At 44.6% G+C, this 22414-nt stretch carries 18 protein-coding genes and 1 pseudogene; 5 read left to right on the top strand and 14 right to left on the bottom strand.

The window, feature by feature from the left end:
* Positions 1 to 274 precede the first annotated feature (274 nt).
* Positions 275 to 823: a hypothetical protein gene (locus HP399_RS30180; protein ID WP_173620396.1), complete on the top strand. Its 549-nt coding sequence runs from the start codon at positions 275 to 277 to the stop codon at positions 821 to 823.
* Positions 824 to 862: 39 nt separating this feature from the next.
* On the opposite strand, the gene HP399_RS30185 is transcribed toward HP399_RS30180, so the two are convergent.
* Positions 863 to 1309, bottom strand: a complete 447-nt coding sequence (locus tag HP399_RS30185; RefSeq protein ID WP_173620395.1) for a DMP19 family protein — start codon at positions 1307 to 1309, stop codon at positions 863 to 865.
* A 153-nt stretch (positions 1310 to 1462) separates the two neighbouring features.
* On the opposite strand from HP399_RS30185, the gene HP399_RS30190 reads away from it, so the two are divergent.
* Positions 1463 to 2848 (top strand): SMI1/KNR4 family protein, encoded by a 1386-nt coding sequence (locus HP399_RS30190; protein ID WP_173620394.1) that lies wholly within the window; start codon positions 1463 to 1465, stop codon positions 2846 to 2848.
* Between the two features lie 90 nt (positions 2849 to 2938).
* On the opposite strand, the gene cysI is transcribed toward HP399_RS30190, so the two are convergent.
* From cysI to HP399_RS30210, 4 genes and pseudogenes are all read right to left on the bottom strand, one after another.
* Positions 2939 to 4660 carry an assimilatory sulfite reductase (NADPH) hemoprotein subunit gene (gene cysI, locus HP399_RS30195; RefSeq protein WP_173620393.1) on the bottom strand — a complete coding sequence of 574 codons (1722 nt, stop codon included), beginning with the start codon at positions 4658 to 4660 and terminating at the stop codon, positions 2939 to 2941.
* 33 nt (positions 4661 to 4693) lie between these two features.
* Entirely contained in the window at positions 4694 to 6520 is a 1827-nt protein-coding gene (locus HP399_RS30200; RefSeq protein ID WP_173620392.1) for an assimilatory sulfite reductase (NADPH) flavoprotein subunit, read from the bottom strand.
* A 155-nt stretch (positions 6521 to 6675) separates the two neighbouring features.
* Complete coding sequence (locus tag HP399_RS30205; protein WP_173620391.1) at positions 6676 to 9804, bottom strand: hybrid sensor histidine kinase/response regulator; 3129 nt, start codon at positions 9802 to 9804, stop codon at positions 6676 to 6678.
* Between the two features lie 308 nt (positions 9805 to 10112).
* Positions 10113 to 10937, bottom strand: a pseudogene (locus HP399_RS30210) (FAD-dependent oxidoreductase); the annotation flags it as partial.
* 62 nt (positions 10938 to 10999) lie between these two features.
* On the opposite strand from HP399_RS30210, the gene HP399_RS30215 reads away from it, so the two are divergent.
* The gene (locus HP399_RS30215; protein ID WP_173620389.1) at positions 11000 to 11935 is read left to right on the top strand and encodes a YndJ family transporter; all 936 of its coding nucleotides are present in this window, start codon (positions 11000 to 11002) and stop codon (positions 11933 to 11935) included.
* Between the two features lie 57 nt (positions 11936 to 11992).
* Here the strand turns inward: HP399_RS30215 and HP399_RS30220 are convergent, their stop codons facing one another.
* From HP399_RS30220 to HP399_RS30230, 3 genes are all read right to left on the bottom strand, one after another.
* Entirely contained in the window at positions 11993 to 12745 is a 753-nt protein-coding gene (locus HP399_RS30220) for a CsxC family protein (RefSeq protein WP_173620388.1), read from the bottom strand.
* A gap of 139 nt (positions 12746 to 12884) precedes the next feature.
* Positions 12885 to 14012, bottom strand: coding sequence for a BC_2427 family protein (locus HP399_RS30225; RefSeq protein WP_173620387.1), 1128 nt, complete (start codon positions 14010 to 14012; stop codon positions 12885 to 12887).
* A gap of 449 nt (positions 14013 to 14461) precedes the next feature.
* Positions 14462 to 15130: a YdeI/OmpD-associated family protein gene (locus HP399_RS30230; protein WP_173620386.1), complete on the bottom strand. Its 669-nt coding sequence runs from the start codon at positions 15128 to 15130 to the stop codon at positions 14462 to 14464.
* A 300-nt stretch (positions 15131 to 15430) separates the two neighbouring features.
* Here HP399_RS30230 and HP399_RS30235 point away from each other — a divergent pair, with 300 nt between their 5' ends.
* Entirely contained in the window at positions 15431 to 15670 is a 240-nt protein-coding gene (locus tag HP399_RS30235) for a hypothetical protein (RefSeq protein ID WP_173620385.1), read from the top strand.
* A gap of 133 nt (positions 15671 to 15803) precedes the next feature.
* Complete coding sequence (locus HP399_RS30240; RefSeq protein WP_173620384.1) at positions 15804 to 16184, top strand: hypothetical protein; 381 nt, start codon at positions 15804 to 15806, stop codon at positions 16182 to 16184.
* A gap of 127 nt (positions 16185 to 16311) precedes the next feature.
* On the opposite strand, the gene HP399_RS30245 is transcribed toward HP399_RS30240, so the two are convergent.
* The 6 genes from HP399_RS30245 to HP399_RS30270 all read right to left on the bottom strand — a co-directional run bounded on the left by HP399_RS30245 (position 16312) and on the right by HP399_RS30270 (position 22107).
* Positions 16312 to 17031: a hypothetical protein gene (locus HP399_RS30245; protein ID WP_217367848.1), complete on the bottom strand. Its 720-nt coding sequence runs from the start codon at positions 17029 to 17031 to the stop codon at positions 16312 to 16314.
* 116 nt (positions 17032 to 17147) lie between these two features.
* Positions 17148 to 17486: a cupin domain-containing protein gene (locus HP399_RS30250; protein WP_173620382.1), complete on the bottom strand. Its 339-nt coding sequence runs from the start codon at positions 17484 to 17486 to the stop codon at positions 17148 to 17150.
* A gap of 33 nt (positions 17487 to 17519) precedes the next feature.
* Entirely contained in the window at positions 17520 to 18503 is a 984-nt protein-coding gene (locus HP399_RS30255; RefSeq protein ID WP_173620381.1) for an ABC transporter substrate-binding protein, read from the bottom strand.
* Positions 18504 to 18589: 86 nt separating this feature from the next.
* Positions 18590 to 19417, bottom strand: a complete 828-nt coding sequence (locus HP399_RS30260; RefSeq protein ID WP_173620380.1) for a helix-turn-helix transcriptional regulator — start codon at positions 19415 to 19417, stop codon at positions 18590 to 18592.
* A 423-nt stretch (positions 19418 to 19840) separates the two neighbouring features.
* Positions 19841 to 20329, bottom strand: coding sequence for an imm68 putative immunity domain-containing protein (locus tag HP399_RS30265; protein WP_173620379.1), 489 nt, complete (start codon positions 20327 to 20329; stop codon positions 19841 to 19843).
* Positions 20330 to 20433: 104 nt separating this feature from the next.
* Positions 20434 to 22107: a DUF6138 family protein gene (locus tag HP399_RS30270; protein WP_173620378.1), complete on the bottom strand. Its 1674-nt coding sequence runs from the start codon at positions 22105 to 22107 to the stop codon at positions 20434 to 20436.
* Between the last annotated feature and the right edge of the window lie 307 nt (positions 22108 to 22414).

Below are 22414 nucleotides of genomic sequence, written 5' to 3' on the forward strand. Positions count from 1 at the left end.
CATCTTACCTTTCACAACTATAACTATATCATAGAAATTATTTATTGATTCAATTATCTATTATAATTAGAGGATTAATAACTATTTAATGTTGGTAAAAAAGGGAGGATTCCGCAAACAGTGCCTGATGAACACGTAAAAACCATTGTCTTATCTCAGTTTCTTGCAGAGGTGAAGGATTTGGTTTGTTATTACCAGTGAGGCGCTTACCATATAAATTCCGCTGTACTTGTGGTAAAACTTGGTAAAATCTCATATCTAAGGAGAGATGGAGATGAACACTTTGACCCACCTGACAACCAACATTCCGTGGCAGCGTTTGACGACAGCCTATGGAAGAGGGACGGACATTCCGCGGCTTATAGATACCAGGCAATATGAGGAATTGGCCAATCTAATCGAGCACCAAAGTACCTTGTGGCAGACGACGCCGTGGGTACTGCGGATACTCTTGCAAGAGCTTGCCAAACAGAAACCAGAGCAGGTCTCTTCGGAGGAAATTCAGTTATACTCGGCTGTAGCTTCTGCTATAAACGTGGACGAAATGGATTCACAAAATCCGGTTGAGACCATGAATGAGCTATTGGACGAAAAGTATTTATGGCCAGAGGACGAGGAAGACGATGAATTATGGTGGGAAGAAGAGGAGCCGCGGGGCTATGAGCAGCAAGCATTTTTCAGCTATTTTTCTTTTAGTTATTGGCTACTAAAGGATTCCATTCCCGTTTTCACCGCGATTATGGAAGGGAATGATAAGCTCGCTCCTTCTATTCAAGAGCTACTGCTTATGCTTCAGTCAGAAGGGGATAGTGCTGACGAATAGGTGTCGGAGTCTCTTTGATAGTACCCCCCCCCCGTCACTTTACGATGGGGTGGGTATTCCCAGCTGCTGCGCGTAATATCGATGTGCAGTTTCTGCAATGCGATCCTGGTCTTCCCAGAAGCTCTGATCGAGCTTATCCAGCCGTTCTGCCTCTTCCTCGGTAAGAAACTGTGGAATGTCCCAAAGTTGGTTGAGGCGGTTGTCTTCTGATAAATGCTCGATGCAGGCATATCCGGACTGGACGATTTCGATTGCATGGACTGCCCCGATGGCTTGTAAGGCCCGTACCGCGTAGATATATGCCTCTTCTCCCCAGTTGCAAAAAAACTGCAAGAACCCGCCGTTATACACATCAGCTTCCAACAACCATAAGGCGGCAATCTCTTGTTCCTGTGAGGTCAGTGTGTTCCAGCCCGAAGCATTCTTTTTCTGCACAAAGGCTGCGGCAAAATCGAACCATACGTCATGGATATCTATCTTACTCAACTTGTACGCCCCCTTAATGTTTAACCCATCTAGATCAGCTGTGCACAAACGATACGAAATAAATTAATCTTATATGAATACATAATCATTTGGTAGATGGCGGTAGCTTTGCATGGCTGGCATCTAAGAAAAAGAATCATTTAGGAGGTTTCAATGGATCAGGCACTTCTCGAACAATTGGATCGCTGGCATGAAGAAGACGAACAGCAGCGAATTGTGGACTTGCTGCAAACCGTTCCTGAGGAGGAACGAGACTATGAGGCGGTCAGCCGACTGGGCAGAGCTTATAACAACTTGGGGCTTTATGATGAAGCACTTAACCAATTGAAGAAAATTGCTAAAGCAGGTCAACAAGATCCGGTCTGGCACTTTCGGGTAGGTTTTGCCCTCTATCATTTGAAAAGATATGAAGAAGCGGCACAGGCATTCCGTACCTCTGACAAGTTAGAACCGGGCAATCAGAATACCGAATCATGGTTAAGGTGGAGCCTGCAAAAAGCGGAGAAGCAGCAAAGACATGAGCTTCGGATGGCAGCCAAAAAGGCAGCGGCTGTTGAGTCTCGTGATTCAGGAGCGGAGGAAGTTCCTTTTTCTAACATGTCGCTTGATGACTTTTGGGACGACAGCGAGTACGCGAGAAAGTCCTATCTATCCGAGCCACCCACAGATGAACTGATCGCATCGATCGAGGAAGAGCTCGGATACAAGCTCCCTGCCTCCTATCTCGCACTAATGAAGCATCAGAATGGCGGCATTCCGAAGAACACGTGCTTTCCAACAGAGGACCCGACTTCTTGGGCGGAGGATCATATTGCCATTACGGGCATTCTAGGCATTGGCCGAGAGAAAAGCTATTCGCTCTGTGGGGATCTCGGCAGTCGATTTATGATTGAAGACTGGGGATATCCCGACATCGGGGTCGTCATCTGCGATTGTCCTTCAGCAGGTCATGACGTTGTCATGCTGGATTATCGGGCATGCGGGAGAGATGGTGAACCCGAAGTCATTCACGTCGATCAGGAAAGCGATTATGAAATTACTTTCCTGGCTGAAAATTTCGAGGCGTTTATCAGGGGCTTGGTGAGCGAAGAAGAATACGATACCTCCGAGGAGGACAAGGAAGCGGATCTATACAAAGTAGCCCACGGGAAATTCTCTTCCTTGCTGGAGGAGCTGTGCACGCCAGTATCGGAAGTGGAACAAATCGATCAGAAAATACGCAGCATTTGTACACGGATTGTAGAGGAAAAAGGCTTCTTTTCTTTTCATGCGGATGAACTCTCGTATCTGATGTACGATGTGCAGTTTTGGTTATACACGAAGTCATATCCCGATACCAGTCGCGAACAGTATTTGGCTGTCTATGAGAAAATGATTGCCTTTGGCGGAGAATTCGGTCAAGGCGGCTATGCTCCGGGCTGGATTAGCGAATGGCTGGACCGTCGCAAGAAAGAAGGGCGGATCATACAGGAAAATGGACACATCCGGTTTACAGATCAGTTCGCTGCGGAAGTGATTCAACAGCTACGAGAAGCCTAAAATACATGCAAGCAACAAAGAGCCCACGTCGTCGCGGGCTCTTCTTTTATTTCAATCAATTAAGGGCGCATCCCTGAATGCTATGTCGTACTACTCATGAAAATCGAGTCCTGATCTTACTTCTTTCACATACCCTGCCCGAATTGCGAAATCTCCGAAGTGCTCGCCTTCCTTACGTTCCTTCGCATACCGATTTAAGATCGGCCGCAGCTCATTCAGTATTTCTGCTTCCCCGATGTTTTCACGATACAGCTTGTTCAATCGATTGCCGGAGAAACCGCCGCCCAAATACATGTTGTATTTACCGACAGCCTTCCCAATAAAAGAGATTTCTGCGAGTGCGGGTCTTGCGCATCCATTTGGGCATCCTGTCATGCGAATGACAATCTCCTCATCGCGCAAACCCGCCTCATCCAAGATCAGCTCGATCTCATCCAGCAGTGTAGGCAAATAACGCTCTGCCTCAGCCATCGCGAGTCCGCAAGTCGGCAACGAAACACAAGCCATGGAGTTTTTCCGCAGCGCAGAATAGGAAGTTCCATCGGTGAGCCCGTATGCTTGAATGATCTGTTCAATTTCCGGCTTCTTTTCGCTGGTGACATTCCCAATGAGGAGATTCTGATTCGGCGTCAGGCGGAAATCCCCTGTATGCACCTTGGCAATCTCCCGTAGGCCTGACTTCAGGAGGTAGTTGTCCTCGTCTTTTACACGGCCATTCTGAATGAAAAGGGTAAAATGCCAGTTATCGTCACTCCCTTTCACCCAGCCGTAGCGATCGCCATTATGCTCGAAGTGATAGAGACGTGCCTTCTCCAGCTCCCAGCCCAGTCGTTGCTCCAGTTCATGGATAAACCATTCGATACCGCGGTCGTCGATTGTATATTTGAACCGAGCGTGCTTCCTCACCGCGCGATCTCCGTAGTCTCTCTGAATCATGACCGTTTTCTCGGCGACTTCCAATACTTGCTCCGGTGTGACGAAGCCGATCACCCGCGCCACCTGCGGATACGTTGTGGGATCGCCGTGGGTCATTCCCATTCCGCCTCCGACCGCAACGTTGAAGCCCAGCAGTCGCCCTTCCTCATGAATGGTGATAAAGCCCAAATCCTGAGAAAACACGTCAACATCGTTGGCAGGCGGTACGGCGATGCCGATCTTAAACTTACGAGGCAAATAGACAGGCCCATAGATCGGTTCTTGCTCTACCCCATCCCGACTGTCGACAACCTTTTCTTCATCCAGCCAGATTTCATGATAGGCGCGGGTCCGGGGGTCGAGATGATTGCTTATTTTTTTGGCCCATTCGTAAACCTCTTGATGAACTTCCGACTCGTACGGATTCGGATTGCACATGACGTTGCGGTTGACGTCCCCACAGGCAGCCAGTGTACTTAACAAGGCTTCGTTAACTTCTTGAATCACCTGCTTCATATTCCACTTAATCACGCCATGCAGTTGAAAAGACTGACGAGTCGTCAGGCGAATCGTTCCATTCGCAAACTGCTGGGCGATATCGTCCATCATGAGCCATTGCTCTGGTGTGACAACGCCACCAGCGGCACGCACACGCACCATAAATTGATAGGCCGGTTCTAGCTTCTGTTTGCTCCGTTCGTTGCGAAGATCCCGGTCATCCTGCATGTAGCTGCCATGAAATTTCATCAGGCGGTTATCATCCTCAGGGATGGACCCAGAAATCCTGTCTTCCAGCGTTTCCGCCAGACTTCCCCGCAAGTAATCGCTTTTGCGTTTAATGTCCTCTACATCGCTGTGAGGAGCACTGTTTGGCGAAAGCAAATGATTTTCTGACATGGTTTCATCTCCCCTCTCATTCTTTCTCAAAAATCAGTAGACATCTCGCTGATAGCGTTTTTCCTGCTGCATCCGTTTCAAATACGCAACGGCTTCCTCTGAATCGAGTCCGCCCTCTTGTTGGAGAATGGTGACCAAGGCTGCTTGAACATCATGCGCCATCTTCTTCTCATCTCCGCATACGTATACATGCGCCCCAGCCTGTAGCCATTGGTAAAGCTCCTTGCTCTTCTCAAGTATCCTGTGCTGAACATACACCTTTTCACTTGTATCTCGAGAGAACGCGACGTCCATATGCGTCAGTACGCCCTGTTTGAGCCAACGCTGCCATTCGAGCTGATAGAGAAAATCCGTGGAGAAATGCTGGTCGCCAAAGAAAAGCCATGTCTTGCCCGTCGCCCCAAGCTCCTCCCGTTCACCCAGGAAAGCGCGGAATGGAGCGACACCCGTGCCAGGACCAATCATGATCAACGGGATGTCCGGGTTAACTGGGAGCTTAAAGTTGGGGTTATGCTGCACAAATACTGGCAGCGTATCACCCGTCTCCAAACGATCCGCGATATAGCTCGAACAAACGCCGTACCGCTCACGCCCATGAGTTTGATAGTGAACATTGCGAATTGTCAGATGAACTTCGTCCGGGTAGGACTTTAAGCTGCTTGAGATCGAATAGAGACGCGGCGGCAGCTTTCTAAGGATGGCGACAAATTCTTTGGAAGGCACGCCCTTAAAATCGTATTCCTCCACCAGGTCTAGCAAATCTCGATTTCGAACATAATCGCGAAGCTTTTGCTCCTGTCCTTCCGCAAGCAGTTCCTGCAACCCGTTTCCTGATGATAGCTTTACTGCTTGTTCCAAGAGAGGCTTGGTGAGAACTGTGATTTCAAAATGGCTGGACAAAGCTTCTTCCAACGTGCGCTCTTCCCCGTTTTTATGAATAGGAACGAGCTCTTCTGGCTTCCATCCCATCGTGTCAATCAGCTCACGGACAAGGCCAGGATGATTTTTAGGATAGATCCCCAAACAATCGCCCGGTTCATACTCGAGATTGGAACCCTCAAGGGAGATTTCCAGATGGCGCGTTTCCTTATCTGATCCCCGTCCGTTCAGATTCACGTTTTCCAAGACCACAGCCTGAAACGGATTCGACCGGGAATATTCGGTCTGTGACCCTGTTCCGATCACTGCACCGCCCACGATTGCGCTTGCAGCAGCAACCTGAGTTGCCGACGTTTCACTGAGAGAAGCCAGGACCTGATTCATCCATTCAGAGACTTGCTCGTCGTAATCCACATCGCAATCAACCCGGGGAGTAAGACGCTTGCCGCCTAGCTCTTCCAAACGCTTATCGAACTCTTTACCAGTTTGGCAGAATAATTCATAAGAGGTGTCTCCCAATGCCAGCACGGAAAAACGCAGGCCCACCAATTGCGGCGCTCTTTTGCTGTGCAGGAATTCATGGAAGGAGATGGCGTTGTCCGGTGGTTCACCATCCCCGTGTGTGCTTACCACAACAAGCAGATTTTCAACCTTTTTCAACGCATTCGTCTTGAAGTCGCTCATGGAGGAAAGAGTTACGTGGAAGCCGTGCTCCTGAAGCTTTCCAGTCAGCACCTTGGCCAACTTTTGGCTGTTCCCGGACTGAGATCCGAAAAGCACTGTCACCTCTTTGGAAATGACTGGACCATTCGCAACTGAAGCGGCTTGAAACCCAGCGACCATCGGTGCATCCACTTTGTGAAGAGCTGCAAGATACCCACTCAGCCAAACCTTTTGCACCTCCGAAAACGTGGGCAGCAACCGATTTAGGAGCTCTACTTGTTCCTGACTGAAAGGACTGTCTGTCACCTTAAGTACCAACGATATACACCTCACACGAGAAAAAATTAATTCCGAGTAATCTTATATGATTATTTACTTTAAGCTACCACAGCGAGTAGAACCCGAGCAATTGGAATTCGTTATTGTCATCATAAGTTTTTCTAATCATTGGAAAACAACAAAGAGCCCCGGTCCTAAGATAAGGAACCGGGGTGTTTTTCACTCATATTCTTGCTATTCATCTTGCTCCGTACATGAAAAGTTACCTTTGTCCCTGTACCTAACGTACTTTCGATAAGCAATCCTGTTCCGAAGTGTCGTTTTAATCGCTGATCCGTATTGATCAATCCGACTCCTGAACTGCTATCTGCTTTTCTTTCTAAAAGTCGTTGTACTTGATCTTCCTCCATTCCGATCCCATCGTCTTCAACGGTTATTTCTGCATGCGTTTCCTGGACAGAAATCCGAATCTTAATTTCCCCCCCACGAATGCGGTTCATCACACCATGTTTGATCGCATTTTCAACGAGAGGCTGGATCGTAAGAAAGGGAATTTTTACATCCTCACAGTCATCTATCTCCCAAACAACCTGCAGCCTTTCTTCAAACCGAACCTTTTCAATATATAGGTAAGAGCGCACCAGACTTAGCTCCGTTTCGATCGGAACAAGCCCGTCCATATCTTCAAATTTGAATTTATTCCTCAAAAAATTACTGAACTCATACAGCAAATCACGCATCTTATCCAAATTAATGTCACTTAAAGCCGTTACAGCGCTCAACGCATTAAATAAAAAATGAGGCTGGATTTGCGCTTGCAGCCACGCAGCTTCTAATCGCAGTTGTTCCCGAACGGATTGTTTAATCGTAGTTAACGCCTCAATCCGCGATTTTATTTCCATTCCTTCTACTGGTTTGGTCACGTAATCGTTGGCTCCCGCTAAAAAACCACTTTGAATATCTTTTGGTTGGCTTCTTGCAGTAAGGAGCAAAACAGGGAGCTCCGTGAGTGTAAACCGCTCGCGAATCATTCGTGTCAGCTCATAACCGGACATCTGCGGCATCATAATATCGGAAATAACGAGATCCCATTCCTCTGTATCCAGTATAGCCAGCGCTTCTTTCCCGCTCGTCACCATTGTTACATCATATTCGTCTGGAGGTAGTATGGCTTCCAGCACCTGAAGGTTAACAGGGTCATCATCCACAATTAATAGGCGCGGACGATCGCGATTTACTTCTAATAGAGTTGTTGGTTTCGTAGCCGAAGGGATAGGTTGTACGACTTCCGGTTCGAATGAGTGAGAAACAGCCACCTCTTCCTCCGCTTCCCCATGTGCCAGCTTTAACGAAAATGTAAATGTTGAGCCTTCCCCTAAGACTGAGGACACATCTAACGTACCTCCATGGAGCTCAACCAGCTGCTTGCTTATACTCAGACCTAACCCAAATCCACCTTCAATCATGGTCTCGCTCGAGCTGGCTTGCTCGTACGGACGGAACAGGCGCTTTTGCATGTCCTCATCCATTCCAATCCCTGTATCATGAATCACAATAAATGCTCTTCCGTCCTTGGTAAAAGCTTGAATGGAAATGATCCCTTCATTCGTATATTTCACAGCATTGTGAAGTAAATTGAAAACGATTTGAATCACCCGGTTCTCATCTGCGTGTACGGGAGGAAAATCTTCAGGGATTTGATTTACGATTTTTACAGACTTTACTTCTGCGTTAAATTGCATCATATCAAGTACCCCGGTCACGATGGGCTGAATCCATATGGCTTTTTTCTGTAGGCGCGGGTTGCCTTCCTGTAAACTCATCACATCAATCAAATCATTTAATATCAATGTCAGCCGTCGTCCTACAGATAAAACCGTTTCAAGCTCTTTGATGCTCCTTTCCTGCAACAAATGTCGTTCCCTATTTAAAACGGATTGGGACATGTTCAAAATGCTATGTAGCGGATTTTTAAATTCATGTGAAGTATTGGCCAGAAATTGATCCTTATGGTCATTCATTCTTTGCAAGGTTGCAGCAATCTCTTTTGTGTTGGCATGCATGATGAAATAACCCTTAAACCATACAGTGGCTAAGCAACCCATCGAAATAATCAGATCAAATGGATAGTAAACAAGACTCAAGCCGCTTTCCCGCCAAATTAACGACCAAATAAAATGATGAAGCAACGCAAGAAAAGAAAAAAGCAGTAAAAGATTGCTCATGATGTCTTTGATCAATTTTTTAAAGATGGAAATCAACGTGATCACTGCGGCAATACCTATCACTAGAAAATAAACCGGAAAGAGCATCGTCACCTGATCAGGGTCTAAAAACAACGTAATGCCAGCAGTCCCAAAATTCATCACCCTGTAAACAGGATACATCCTGCTCCAATAAGGGAGTTCGCGATGATTCATACACTCCAACAAAGCGTAGGCCCCAATGACGAGAGCAATATTCGCTAACCGGAAATCCCAATCTATGCCGATGTAAAATAATTGGTGGAACAACTTCTCATCGTTGCTTAACACGCTAGTAAGCGCTATGCATAATGTCAGCAAAGAAAAATACAGCAGATTCTTTTTCTTATCTCCTAGTAAAAATAAAATAAACGCATAAACAGAATGTATGAGAAATATCATAGCTGCCAGAAGCTGCGTAGAAACGGAGACTTTTATTTCCTTTGCAATGGCTTCTTCTGAACCAAATTTAATCGATCGAACAATGCCGCTGCTTCGACCATCCACATAATTTGCCGCCTGAATGACGATTTCGATTACGCCATTTTCGTCTGCCGTAAAGGTTGTAGAATAAGACAGATTCTTCGCAATGTATTCATCCTCCGATTCCGCCACCCGCCCCGATTTCGCAAGCAATCGGCCGTTTACGTATAATTCTGATGCCGTGCGCACGCTGGGTACACGAATACTATAATTCAGGTCCTTTTCTGGATTTACATACAGACGCAAGCGATAAGAAGCAAATCCATAGGGAGTGGACTTGTCTGCATGCAAAGCTTCATTCCATCTTCCCGGAACCTGAATAAGCGCTGGCTCCTTCTCGTTTACACCCTGTTGCCGTCTGCCATCCATCAACCATTGGGAGGGATAAAACTCCCACTCTCCATCGAGTAAGAGAGTGTCGCCATCCTCTGCATTCCAATCACGTAAATCAAATTGCCCGTTTTTAATGTCCACTTGTTGATCACGAAACGATTCCATCCACAAAATGCGCGCACCGGATAAGATGATGACTAATAGCCCGAGTAATAGTAGGATATGGCTCTTTTTCATTTGGTATTTAGGTGAATGATTTGCCAAGAAGTATTCCTCTCCTAGTCATTTTCTTCTATGACATTCAAACAGAATCTATCCACAATTTACCACACAAGGTATGACAGAGAAAGACAGTTGCCATGGAAAAAGCTACGGTTATCTGAGGAATACCGAAGCTTATCAAACAGTTTCTCTATGAATAGCGACCTATTCCGGTTCCTAATCGCTCCTACCAAGTCATGTAGTAGCTATTAGGAACTCCTCTCCGCTTGGCAGTGAAAGACCATACGGCCAGTGAAGTAGCGTTACGCCGCAGCATGCCCCTTTTGTTGATTTGCTTATGATTTTGCTCACTACTTCCCCACCGGAATACTCTGGGCAAAACGAAACACATTATGCGGATCGTACTTTCGTTTCACCTGCTTCAATCTGGCAAAGTTCACACCATAATACGCCTCAGGCCAGTTCTTGATCTGCAAATCAGGGAAGTTCACATAATCTCCTACGACAAAGGGACGTAGCGCTCTGCGGAACCTTTTCACCCACTGGATACTCCTTTGCTGCTCGCTGTCGTTCCTCCATCGCGCCGACAGCTCATAGATCGTCTCTGCCTTTCGATGAGGATAGGCCGTGGCAATCGGGGATACCCGGCTCACCGCGCTTCCTGCACCACCTTGTGATGCCCAAAGCAGATCGGAATGCTTCTTCTTATTTGCTACGATCGTCTTCGCCCCACGCCGTCCCGATGCTACCACCATCTTCACCTGTTTCAGGTTATCGCAGGTAAGGCCATATTTGCGCGACAAAAGTCCAATCCCGCCGCCCAGAGTAAGGCCCGCAACGCCCACGTCGGGTGCAGTCCGAGCCGGAAGTGCCACACGCTCATTCCACAGCTGCCTGTACACGCGGGCAAGCGGAATGCCCGTCTGTACATGGGCCACCAAATTCTTGCGATCCACCTTAACTTTATTCATCTCGCTCACATCGATGATAATTCCGCCATTTACAGCAGAAAAGCCTTCATAGCTGTGCCGCCCGCTCCGCGCCCGCAGCCGTACGCCCCGCTCACGAGCCCATTTGACTGCGTTGATTACATCCTGCGTTCGTCTGCAAAAAACGATGACCCGTGGAAACTTTGAAAAGCGCCTATTAAACTCCATTCTGGCCGCATTGTATGTGTTACACTACTATAAGCAACCAGTTATATGAATATCCATGAATGGCTTCTTGGGGGCAAGTGATGAAACCATTGATAGTACGGACGATTCCCAGTGGAATCATAACCATCCTTATCTTTTATCTGGATTACTTCCCATTTAACCTTGTCGAAAAATTTCTCATGTTTGCGGCTTTCGTCATTGTACCTCTAGTGATTTTACTTTTGCGCTATGACGAAAAGAATAAACATCAACGGGGTATTTATGGTGCTATAAATCTGCTTCAATTTCCCGCAGCGCTTCTCGCCTTAGCCTCTGTAATGGGTAGCAAGACGTGGGGTCTGGGAAGCACACCCCTACCAGGGACCCTCTCGCTCGGGTGGCTACTGTTCACATTCCTGCTCGGCATCTATGGCCTGACCATTATTGTGAATCGCAAGGGAAGAACAGAGGAAATAGCGATTGGCGCAGGGCTTGTTTACTTTTTTATCGGGGGCATTTGGTTCACCCTCTATCAGTTTCAGTTTGACCTCTTCCAGGCTAAGCCCGCAACGCACGCCCTGAGTTCAGTCCACTTTCATTTCTCATCTGCCATTGTTCCGATTTTTATCGGTCTATTGGGACGGGTCATGACGAAGAAAAGCTGGTATCCTTGGGTCGTTGCTGTCGATATCATTGGACCTGTTCTGATCGCTATCGGTATTATTTTCTCGAAGCCGATTGAGTACATTGGCGTCACCTTGTTCGCTTGTAATATTGCAATTTACACGACTTATCTGCTTGCTTACTTGAAAAGAGGCTCTTTTCTCAATAAGTCCAACTTCTTTTTAGTCCTTTCCTGCATTGCCTTTTACACGATTGTCGTAGTTTCCATTTCCTATCCGTTATTGAAAAACATGTTTTCTTTAACCATACACGATTTCATTCCGATTTACGGATCGCTGCATGCGTTTGGGTTTGTTTTATGTGGGCTGATTGGATGGGCGTATAGGATAGATTCTCTTAATTTACGAAAATGAAAAAAGGTCATTCCCCCGACCGTTTAGGCCGATGGGGAATAACCTTCTTAGATAAACCTATTCGTCACAACCTACTGTACCTTCAGGAAGAACTGTAATTTGTTGTGTAGCATTAACCAATAACTGTTGTGTTTGTAACACTTTTACAGTAAGATCCAGGACAATTTTTTCAGTCAGGCTACTAAACGTTCCCTCCGGTGTTGCTCTAACCGGTGAAAAATCAAGTTCATAGAAGTTGGCAGCTACCAACTCACCAAATGGTTGTTCGTTGTATTTAACGAGATTTTGGAAGAAATTTTTATCCAAACGTGGAACCTGGCCATCCTTCTCATTGAGGAAAAATGCTTTACTCGCCTCAGAGATACCAATAATTGGCCTTGTTAAAAATGTTCTGATGTCAGCAAAACCTGTAAAAGAAACATCCGCAATTGTATCTTGAAGTGCTCCACTACATGCAGCAGAAGCATATTCAATATTTTTACGAATGAATCCTGCTACAAATAACTTGGCTCTTGTAACATTGAAAAAGTCAGTAGTACCAATACGCTGAAATGCGACAGGAACAAGTTTAACCTGATTGAGAAATACATGTTTTACCACTCTCTTAATCTCAGTTGCTGGTGGGTTAAGTGGAATATTTGCTTCTACGACGATTTGAAGTGTTGGCTCTACAAGTACAACTGGAACTTTAATGGTTGGTACAGCTGCTTGAGAAATGATCGTGGTTGGTTGGACGGTTAATGGAATTTGTTCTTCTGACGAAAATACTGGACATGCGGGGGTCACTTGATTTGGATTGACATTGCTCATAATTGGAAATCAACTCCAATTTTCAATTTGAGTTTTTTAAACTCGCTATCACTATATTCCGCATTCCTTTTTAAGTAAGGGCAATTCTCTTAGACAACATACCCATTTTACATGAATCGGTGTTTGATTCCGTTATTGCCTAAATTTTAGTGCCATCACAACTGATTCGAACCGGTTGAATTTGTAGTATGTGAACAATTAATTCTACTGCAATTTTTTGATGTAATTGATAAAAATTCATTACTGGCTCTTTTTGAATGGTAGTACCATTTGTTTTGTCGGCGACAGAATACTCGATATTTTGATGTATATATCCCTCCAGGAATAAATCTCCTTCCCGGGCCTTTCTTGTTCCTTCCCCTAATGATGGATGAAATTGAGTAGGAACCAATCTGCACTCTTTAAGGATTACCTCATTTGAGATTGCTTTAATACCCCGTATCTCTTCTTCAAACATAATATCCTCATCTAGAGGTATTTCAACCTTATATTCTCCTACTGTAACTGGGACCCTGATATTTATGAAATGATGAGTAGGACAGGACATATGATTTGTTTCTGCTGAAATTGTATCTGGCGAGTCATGAATGGGAGCTGCAAAAGTATGATAAAGATTATCTTGTTTATTCATATTACACGCATGAACAGTAGTGGTTAAAAATATACTTCCAGAAATTGTAGAATGAATTAAACGACCAAAAATCTCCTCCTGATAATGAGCTGTGCTATTGACTAGCTTTGTATCTAATTGAGGTTGTTGTTTATTATTTAGGTCTATAAATTCAATTGTATTTTGATCTATACCGCCAAAAATGGGGGGATGAAGAAAATCCTTAATTTTTACAATAGTCGAGAATGGGCTTTTATTTGTTAGCGAATAGATTCTTCCACGTTTAGGCGATTCGATTTGCGGATCATTAGTCGGATCATTAGTCGGTTCATTAGTCCGATCATTAGTCGGTTCATCGACTTGCTCAATCTGAGAAACTTGCTCAATATCTTTGGAATCCTTCACTTCCATAACATTATCAGAAACAGAAAACTCATCGTCTTGACAGTTATGGTTATAATCTAAATGCTTATCTATTTGACAATAATGATAGTTACCAGCTCTGAGATTTTTCACATCCCTTAGCTGTTTGCCATCATTCTTTTTATTTTTTTTGAGACGGATTTCTTTTTTTGTCGGTACCTTAGTGTTTTTACTATTCTTTTGTTTTAAATTTATCTGCCCCATCTTTGTATAATTTATCCATGGAGTTTTCACAGTATTTCACTCCCAAATAAAGAGAATCATCGTTATATTAATATATGCTGTAATAGTGTTTTTGCCCTTAGGCTAATATATACATTGAAGATGTATTCTTATTTAAGAGCTCTCTGATCAATCGTTTTAAAGGCTGACTCCTAATTCCTCTTAAGTGACACGAGATTCGCTTGGAGGACATCCCAGTATGCTGGAGACCGTATTTTCCTCGCCCTGCAGACCGGGAAGAAGACGTCGAAAAGGGCCGGGAAGGCAAGAGCTACGTCGTCCAAGACCGGTGGGCCAACTACAACCCCGTCACCTAAGATAAGCACCTTGACGATACGCTGCGGCGGCTGCTTTGCCAGTAAGGTAACCTCGGTTCATGCAAGCAACAAAGAGCCCACGCTCGACGCGGGCTCTTCTTGTCTTTCATCTATATAGGCCTCCTCACAACTTCAAACAGCGCCTCATTTACTCCTGCGATAGAGATCGATGCTTTTAAAGCCCTCAGCCAAGACCGCCGTCATTTCAGCTCGGCGCTTTGCCCGTGTCCCCTCTTGTACGGCACTATATACATACCGCGCCCAATCCTTTTGGTACCCGGGCGTAAGAGATTGGTAAAAAGCGAGCTCTTTTGGCGCATGGCGCAAATCCTCTTCTATTTTCGGCACAAAGTCAATATAATCATCGACGCATTGACTCGGCTTAGATGAAGCTTTTGCCGCCTTCTTTTTCTCATTTTTAAACCCGACAACCGTAAAAACCTCATTCATGCCGACCATTCGATTAAATTTGATAGTGCTTGTCCCGATATAGCCATCTTCGTCGGCTCCTAATCCATCGAATAATTCATCCCGATGGATATAAGTCGGATAGGCTTTATTCCCTTTCTTGGGATAAGCAACATATAGAAGTCCTCCCTCCAATAAATAGCTGTGGTCGATTACCTTCTTCATGAGCTCCTGCAAGGACTTCATATCCAGTACGAAAGCAAAAATCATGTCATATTGAACGTCTTTCAACTCATAGTCCGCTTCTTTAAGAACCGCTAAGTTCTCCTCACCCTCCGGTGTATGTAAGACAGCCGTTTTTTGATATTTTTGCAGGTTCAGCTTCTCAACGATGGTTTTCGACATGATGGATCTTCCCCTTTGATTTCATGGTACGGCTCGGAGCCAAGCCTGACTTACTTTCCACATATGTAAAGCTCTCGCAGAGTTTCTCTTTAATGTGTTTTATGTTTCCGTTCTATTATACCGTTAACGTTAAAAAATACATGAATGGAGGCAACAGGCTTTTCTCCAACTGGTCGTTTCTATAAAAGGAACATAAAAAAAGCTCCGCCGTTATCACGTGGGAAGTTTATCAGTTGACATTTTATGGAGGATACTGTATATATTCAAAGCCAATACGAAAGACAGTAAAGGAGGATCTGCATGCACAAAGTGGTCAAGATCAGATATACGCTCTTTTACGGTGAAGCGCCTGAAGCAAAATGTTTCGGGTACATGGAGTTGAATCAGGATGGCAATATGATCGCGCTCTACAATATGCATGGTGAGGAAATAAACATGTATGGCGGACATGAATTTGTTAGGATACGGACACTTGGTAAATTTGATAACGAAGACCGTGATAATTTTTATTCCTTGTTGGAAAGTGATGGTGTAGGATAAACTGCGCGATAGGCTGACGATTCCGGTGCCAAGGCGCTGCGAAACGTCAGCCTTTTTGCAAAAAACTGAGGCACATCCCATTGTGCTACAAATTGATCCCCATTAGTATATGATGGAAGGGGGTAGGGTTCCGTTGAAAACAGCGAGTGAGATACTTTCGATAATCAGTAATGGCAGTTTTTTAGAGAATGTCTTCAATAAAGATGTTGATTGGGACGCTAAATTAGACGCTAGGGACTCTGTTGAATTTGATACGGCATGGAGTTCTAGTTACAAAAAAGTTGATGAAATTGATCCCTCTGAAAATACCGTAATCAAAGAAATTAGGGAATTTGTGTTCAAGCAAACTTTTCGGATAACACAGAATTCAGAGCTGGCAGGGTATGCGTCAGACGACTTTGGTCTCATTTCCAAGGCGTTTGAAAACAAGGTCGATGTCGATATTGAATTTATCAATAGCCTGTGGGAATGCTACCTGCAAGGGAAATTCCCGAATTCCAGTATGTGCGAATGAAATGTAAAAATAAGGAAGAAGCTGTGGCGGTCAGCTCCTTCCTTTAATATTCAATCATTATTTCGGTACCCCAAGCAATGATACATTCATATGCTTTCCATGAAGTCTCTTTCACGCTCTCATTTTACTACTCTATCGTTTCATAACGATTATTCTCCATCGCTTGCTTGATCCATCCATCGATCCGATCCTTAGGCAGCAGGATGTTTCCTCCATAAGCATTATTCTTATGAAGGCCCCAATCTCCATATACGAGCAGATGGTACTGACTATTTAATTGTTTTACGAGTCCCCATTCGCCGAGATCTCCCTGTGCACCAGCACTGATAAATAGCCAGTTCCGATAATTGAATATGTAAGGATCTCCGAACATCTCAAAACCTTCTAAATAACCTTCTCTTCCATCTCTTTCTGGAAATCTCTCGTTGTAATCCTGAATCATCCATACATCTAAAATCTTTACACACAACCATGCTTTAAACTCATTCCGCTCAATGACACGTTCAATGGAACACTGTACAAAAGCAGATAGTTCAATCTCTTCGGGATGCGAATCCCATCCATTAAAACTGGAGAGTACCGGAGTGTACATGATCCAAAAGGGTTCTCCAATCCTCATATGGAAGGGATGGGAGACCTTCACCGTTCTAACCTGACCTCTCTCAGGCAGGCGATTAGAACGCAGCCAATGGCGCTCATCCAACGAGGGCACTTCGTTTTCATAATCTGACCATTCCATAATATCATTTTCGAAGCCAGCAATATCAAACAGTTCACTTTCCATCCTTATGCGCTCTGATACGCCTTTGCATACCCCGCATGCAAGGGCAACGAGCTCTTGTTCCATTTGCTTCAACTCCACTTGTCATCCTCTGTTTACTTTTCTTACGTGAACCATTTTCTCAAACATTGAGTTCGTACTAATAACATACACTAGATCGATCCAAGTATTATTGGCTGCTGTTATTCAGACTCAGTACCGCCAGTGTTTACTACGCTTCTAGGCTCCATCAACATGATATGGCATTCCTTTTCGGCGAAGGGCTTCTGCTCGGCTCCCCCCGGGACAATAAACATCTCACCCTTGGAAATTTTCACCCGACCATCTCGAAAATCAATGAACATCTCTCCTTCGAGCACCATAAACACCTTATCCGTACCTTGATGCTCGTGCCATATAAAATCCCCAGCAATCTTAACGAGCTTAAATTGATAGTCATTCATTTCAGCAATGACTTTCGGAGACCAGAGATCGGTGAATGTAGATAGCTCCTCATTCAGATTGATAGCTTGGTAATGCATAGTAATCCCTCCTTATTTTTTAACCTGCATGATTTAGAACTTACGCAAGGCATTTGTTATATTTTGCAAAGCGTATTCGATAGCTAATGGCCCTCCAGTAATAGCGGAACTATCCATTAAATAGACATTGCCTTTCTTCACGGCATTCAGATTATTCCATACCTTACTTTGCTTTAAGTCATTCATTAATATTTCCTTTTTTGTAATGTCACCTATAAGGAAGATGTGGTCTGCTTGAACAGTTGAAATCCCTTCAAACGTAGTAAATTTATTATTCGTACCTTTAAATGTATCATCTGGTGTAAGCCCCAGTCCCTTTTCTTTATCAATCGCAAGTGCATAGACAGGATTTCCTTCACCTAGAACATTGAAAGTTTTACCATCCCAAGACAAAATAAGAGCTACTGACTCTCCTTGAATTGACTTTAATGCTTCACGCCCAGTTGTAATTTCTTTCATCATTTTATCAATGACCTTTTCCGCTTCGTCTTCTTTCCCAATAATCTCGGCTACTGTACGAAGTCCATATTGCCAATTTTCATAGATGTCCTTGGAGTTTAACGTAATGACTGGCGCAACTTTTTCTAGTGCATCATACATTTTTTCATGTTGTTCTGTTGCTAAAATATAATCAGGCTCAATAGATAAAATTTTCTCAATACTAGGGGACACTTTGTCTCCTAATTCTTCAGCTGAATCCAGCTTTCCACTTAAATAAGATAAAGAAGATAGATACTCTTTTTCAGTAGAAGCAGCAGGCGGCTCACCTAATGCAACTAATATTTCAGGATAAAAATACCATAGTGCAGCCAATTTTTCTGGTTTCTGCTTGATAACAATTTCCTTACCTAACGCATCCTTAAATGTTCTTGGCCAATCAGGTGCATCTGCCTTAACTGCTGATGTAGATGTACTTTCTGTAGTTGATCCTTTATTTTCAGCAGGTGTTTCATTACAACCTGCTAGTATGCCTGCTAATAATAGCATGGAGATTAGCAAGCCTTTCATCTTGTGCATACGCAATTCCTCCGACATGATGTTTTCTTTGGCTTGCCATCAGTATAGTAAAGTCATTTTTCGTTTAAAATGGATGCCTGTTGAAATTAGCATGGATTATTGATGAACTTCTCTCGATATTCAGTAGGAGAAATACCAAATTGTTTCTTGAACACTCTACTAAAATAAAAGGGGTCAGCAATTCCAACAGTTTGCGCAATTTGCTGTACGGGCACATCACTTGTAAATAGCATGTTTTGCGCCATCTTTATACGATATTTTAATAAATATTCTGCTGGTCCTATCCCTGCATGTCTTCTAAATACGTAAGAAAGTCGATTTCGATTAACGTTATATTGTTCTGCAAGCGATGCTATTGTAAGGCTTAGATAATAGTATTCATGAATATAAGTAGATACCCGTTCGAATAAAGCATGTGATTCACAGCTATTTTGCCTATTAACAACACATAATAAGGCTTCATTCAGTACATCTCGAAACAGCATTTCGGTCTGAAACATCGAAAGGCCTCCGCGCTGATTATACACATGCCAAAGACGCATGATTAATTCAATCAGACGAGGGGATTGTCCTGTTGATAATTCAAAATGCTGATGAGAAAAGCTTGACCCTTCTAGTTCTGAATTACATATCCGGTATAGAACAAGAATATATTCCCAGTCGGTGTTACCAAACATTTTTTGAGCTAGTTTCATTTTTGCACCGCCATGCACAACTTTTCCTGGCGAAAGGATATAAGGCGTGCCATTAAATTGAAATTGTACCTTCCCTGTAAGTGGAAACACAAATCCAGGAAAGGAATCTGTATAGTCAGCGTAAGGCACACCTGGATTTCTAGCATATCGATATATTCCTTCTACTTGGAAAGGAATGTGTGCAAAATGCTCTGCTAACTGATCAACGTCGATTTTCACATTGCATACCTCATTTCACTAGTAGTTTGCCGGTAATCCTGAGATAGATTGTTGTACATCCTATTTTCAGGTTATTGATAACAATTATCATTGTCAACCTATATGAATAATAAAAATGCCGCTACCCGGCTAGTGTTCAAACCGCCGGGTAGCGGCATCAGGTCAGGATGTTTTCAAAAATAGGGGGGCGTGAGGATCAACGGAATCGCGACTCTTGTAGACTTGCTATAGAAGAGCCTCCTTGGTCTGTGTTGTGGTTTCGTCGCCAGACGACACCCGTTCCGATCATAAGCATATCTCTATAGCACCTTCCTACACACCTCTACACCCTTCTTGTCACAAATTTTTCGCCATCACTTATGATAAGGCTCTGCTTAACGTGTCTATCGGCGAAAAATCCGGCGCGGCGCGAAATCGCTAAACTTAAAACAGCTCATCTGCGATCATTTTTGCCTTTTCCGCAAGCTCCCTCATATCATCGGCCGGAACAAGCTCGGCTAATTCGTAAGCCAGTGGATTACGGGAAAACTTGTACAATTCATCCCGAAGCAGGTTCCTTTTTTCTTCGGAGGCATCTATATAAAGTTTGCACGGCTGCCTATCCTCATCCAAATCATGCAAGTCGACATAGCCTGATTTTTGAGACTCCAACACAATGGCTGAAAGATCGATTAGAGCTGAGCAGGCAATATCAAGTTCTGCTCGAAACGTACCGTTAGCATTTTTCATATCAAATCCAATACTTCCGCCGTTTTTCAAGTCTCCCTCGGAAAGCAGAACATCCAGACCCAAATCCTTTAAAATCTGATTGAGCGTCACATCCGTTGAGTCCAATTGCTCCAAATAGTCTATTAATGCGAGCGAATCATCGGAACCGCCAATTAAATCTCCCCACCATTTGCTTATGTACATGTTCTTCTCCCTCTTTCAGCTTCCTTATATAAGAGGTCATAGGCTTTAACTACGCTTAACCTCTCAAAAGCATACTTATCAATGCCACTTTCACCGAGCCACCGTCAGGCTATACCCGCCGCCTTTTGCAGACGAATTATAAGCTCCTTGTGCGGTCCCCGCGCCTTGCGAGCCAATGCAGCCAGCTTCTCCGCCTTGCCCCAAATCGGGTACAGTACCCGCTCGACCTCATCATCCGACAGAGTCTCTATTTGTTGTACGAATAGCGACAGCTTGTCTTCGCTTTCCAGCTCCGGCTGAATCTTCAGCTTTAGCGAATCGTGGGAGCGTAGCAGGCAGGCGATCAAGGTGGGAGTCGAGTGTTCCGTTATGCCATAGGTTTCGGCAAAAACGGCTGTGAACTTGTCATGCACCAGCTGATGCTCATCATCCACAAGGTCCATGTAAGCTTCAACAAGCGGAAAATACCGCTCGGACGAAAGCCCCAGCCCGAACACAGCATAACTGCCAGGCATTACGCTTCTTTCGCTTTCCGTATCCTCGTACCATTCATGCTCTTCCATCGCCTCACGAGCGTATTCCTCCAATAAAGGATGCAGCTCGGAATAAGCCAGAGCATTCGCAAAAAAACGGTGCGTGTCCGATTTGGCTAGCCCCTTGATGGGCAAATACTCTCTCACGCTGGATTTTAACTTGATTTTGTAGCTTTTCGGGAAGTCCTTTCGGAGCAGGGAGAGAATAAACGAAATCGCCCGCTCGTACGCCCTGGCTTCTTCCTTGCGAATAACGATTGTGAAGAGAGAAAAAACATCGTTAGCTTTGCATTCGACCAATTCATGGCGCAAATGGACGTCTTCTTGCGAGAAGCTGTCGCTGCCATCCTTCAGCATACGCGCGGCTTTACCGCTGCCAAGCTGCTTCGCCAGCTCCAGAAAAGTCTGGCCCATGAATTTGCTGAATTCCGGCTCGTAACGAATAATCATCACCGCTCCGTACAACAGAAGGTCGATAGGCTGATTCGGCTCATCCTTATTCTCAAAAACAGCATCCGGCTTGATCACATACTCATTGGTCCTGTATTCGGAACGGGTGACGTCATAGTAACGCGGCAAAAATACATGCTCGGCCCAGCCGGTCAAAGCCCTAATGATATCTCTTCGATGCTCCGCGAGAGCCTCAACCCGTTCTTTATTCAACTCCTGAATCCGGTCAAATAAAGCTATCGTCTTTGCAGCTTCCGGTTCGGGGAACAAATACGGATCCAGCAGATGACGCGCCAAAAAGAAGGTTTCCCGCCTGTTTGTCGGGTAAGAGCCCTTCTCCAGTTTTTCCTCCATATAGGACTGAATTCGCTCCAGAAGCTGCCGCTTTTTCTCTTCATATACAGTTTCCAGCACCGTTAATTCCACAAGCCCGTCCATCGTTGCGAAGGTTCCTTGGAAGGTAAAACGGTAGTTGATCAACGGCGACGTTTCCAGCTTGTCCAGCCTCTCCCTTACGATTTCCGCCAGCAGGGGCTGAACCTCATGCAAAATCTGCTCCCGCGTAAAGGGCGAAGCTTTCATCGACTTTTTGCCTGCGGCACTCCCCACAGATTTCGAACTATCAACCCTAGTCCTGCCCGGCCGATAATCCATCATGACAAAGTTAAAGATGCCTACTTGCAGCGTGGTGCGTAAGACCACTTCCTCTGCGTCCTTTCGATTCTCCTGTTCGTCAAACCATTTATGAATGGCTGTTTTCATCTCTCCCAGCGCTTCTTTCAGCAATTCGTTCATTGTCTCCCGCCTTTTCGCGTGTTCCATCTTTTCTCGACATAATCATACTACGAAAATGGGAAACCTTGTTGGAACTGTATACCTCTCCCTGGGATCGGCTAAAGCTCAATCCTTAGGATGCAAGAAGTAGAGAGGGAGTATCATAAGTCAATTGGCTTGAGTGAGGCTTATGCACAAATAGAAGATAAGAGAGGCTATATATGAGTAGAATCGGGCTCGAAAATAACATATTATCATCCCGCAAAGCAAAAGGGAGAACGCCATAGAGGTCGTTCTCCCTTTTACGATTTTTCGCCGTTACTTATGG

The sequence above is a fragment of the Brevibacillus sp. DP1.3A genome (assembly GCF_013284245.2).
In the GTDB taxonomy this organism is placed as follows: domain Bacteria; phylum Bacillota; class Bacilli; order Brevibacillales; family Brevibacillaceae; genus Brevibacillus.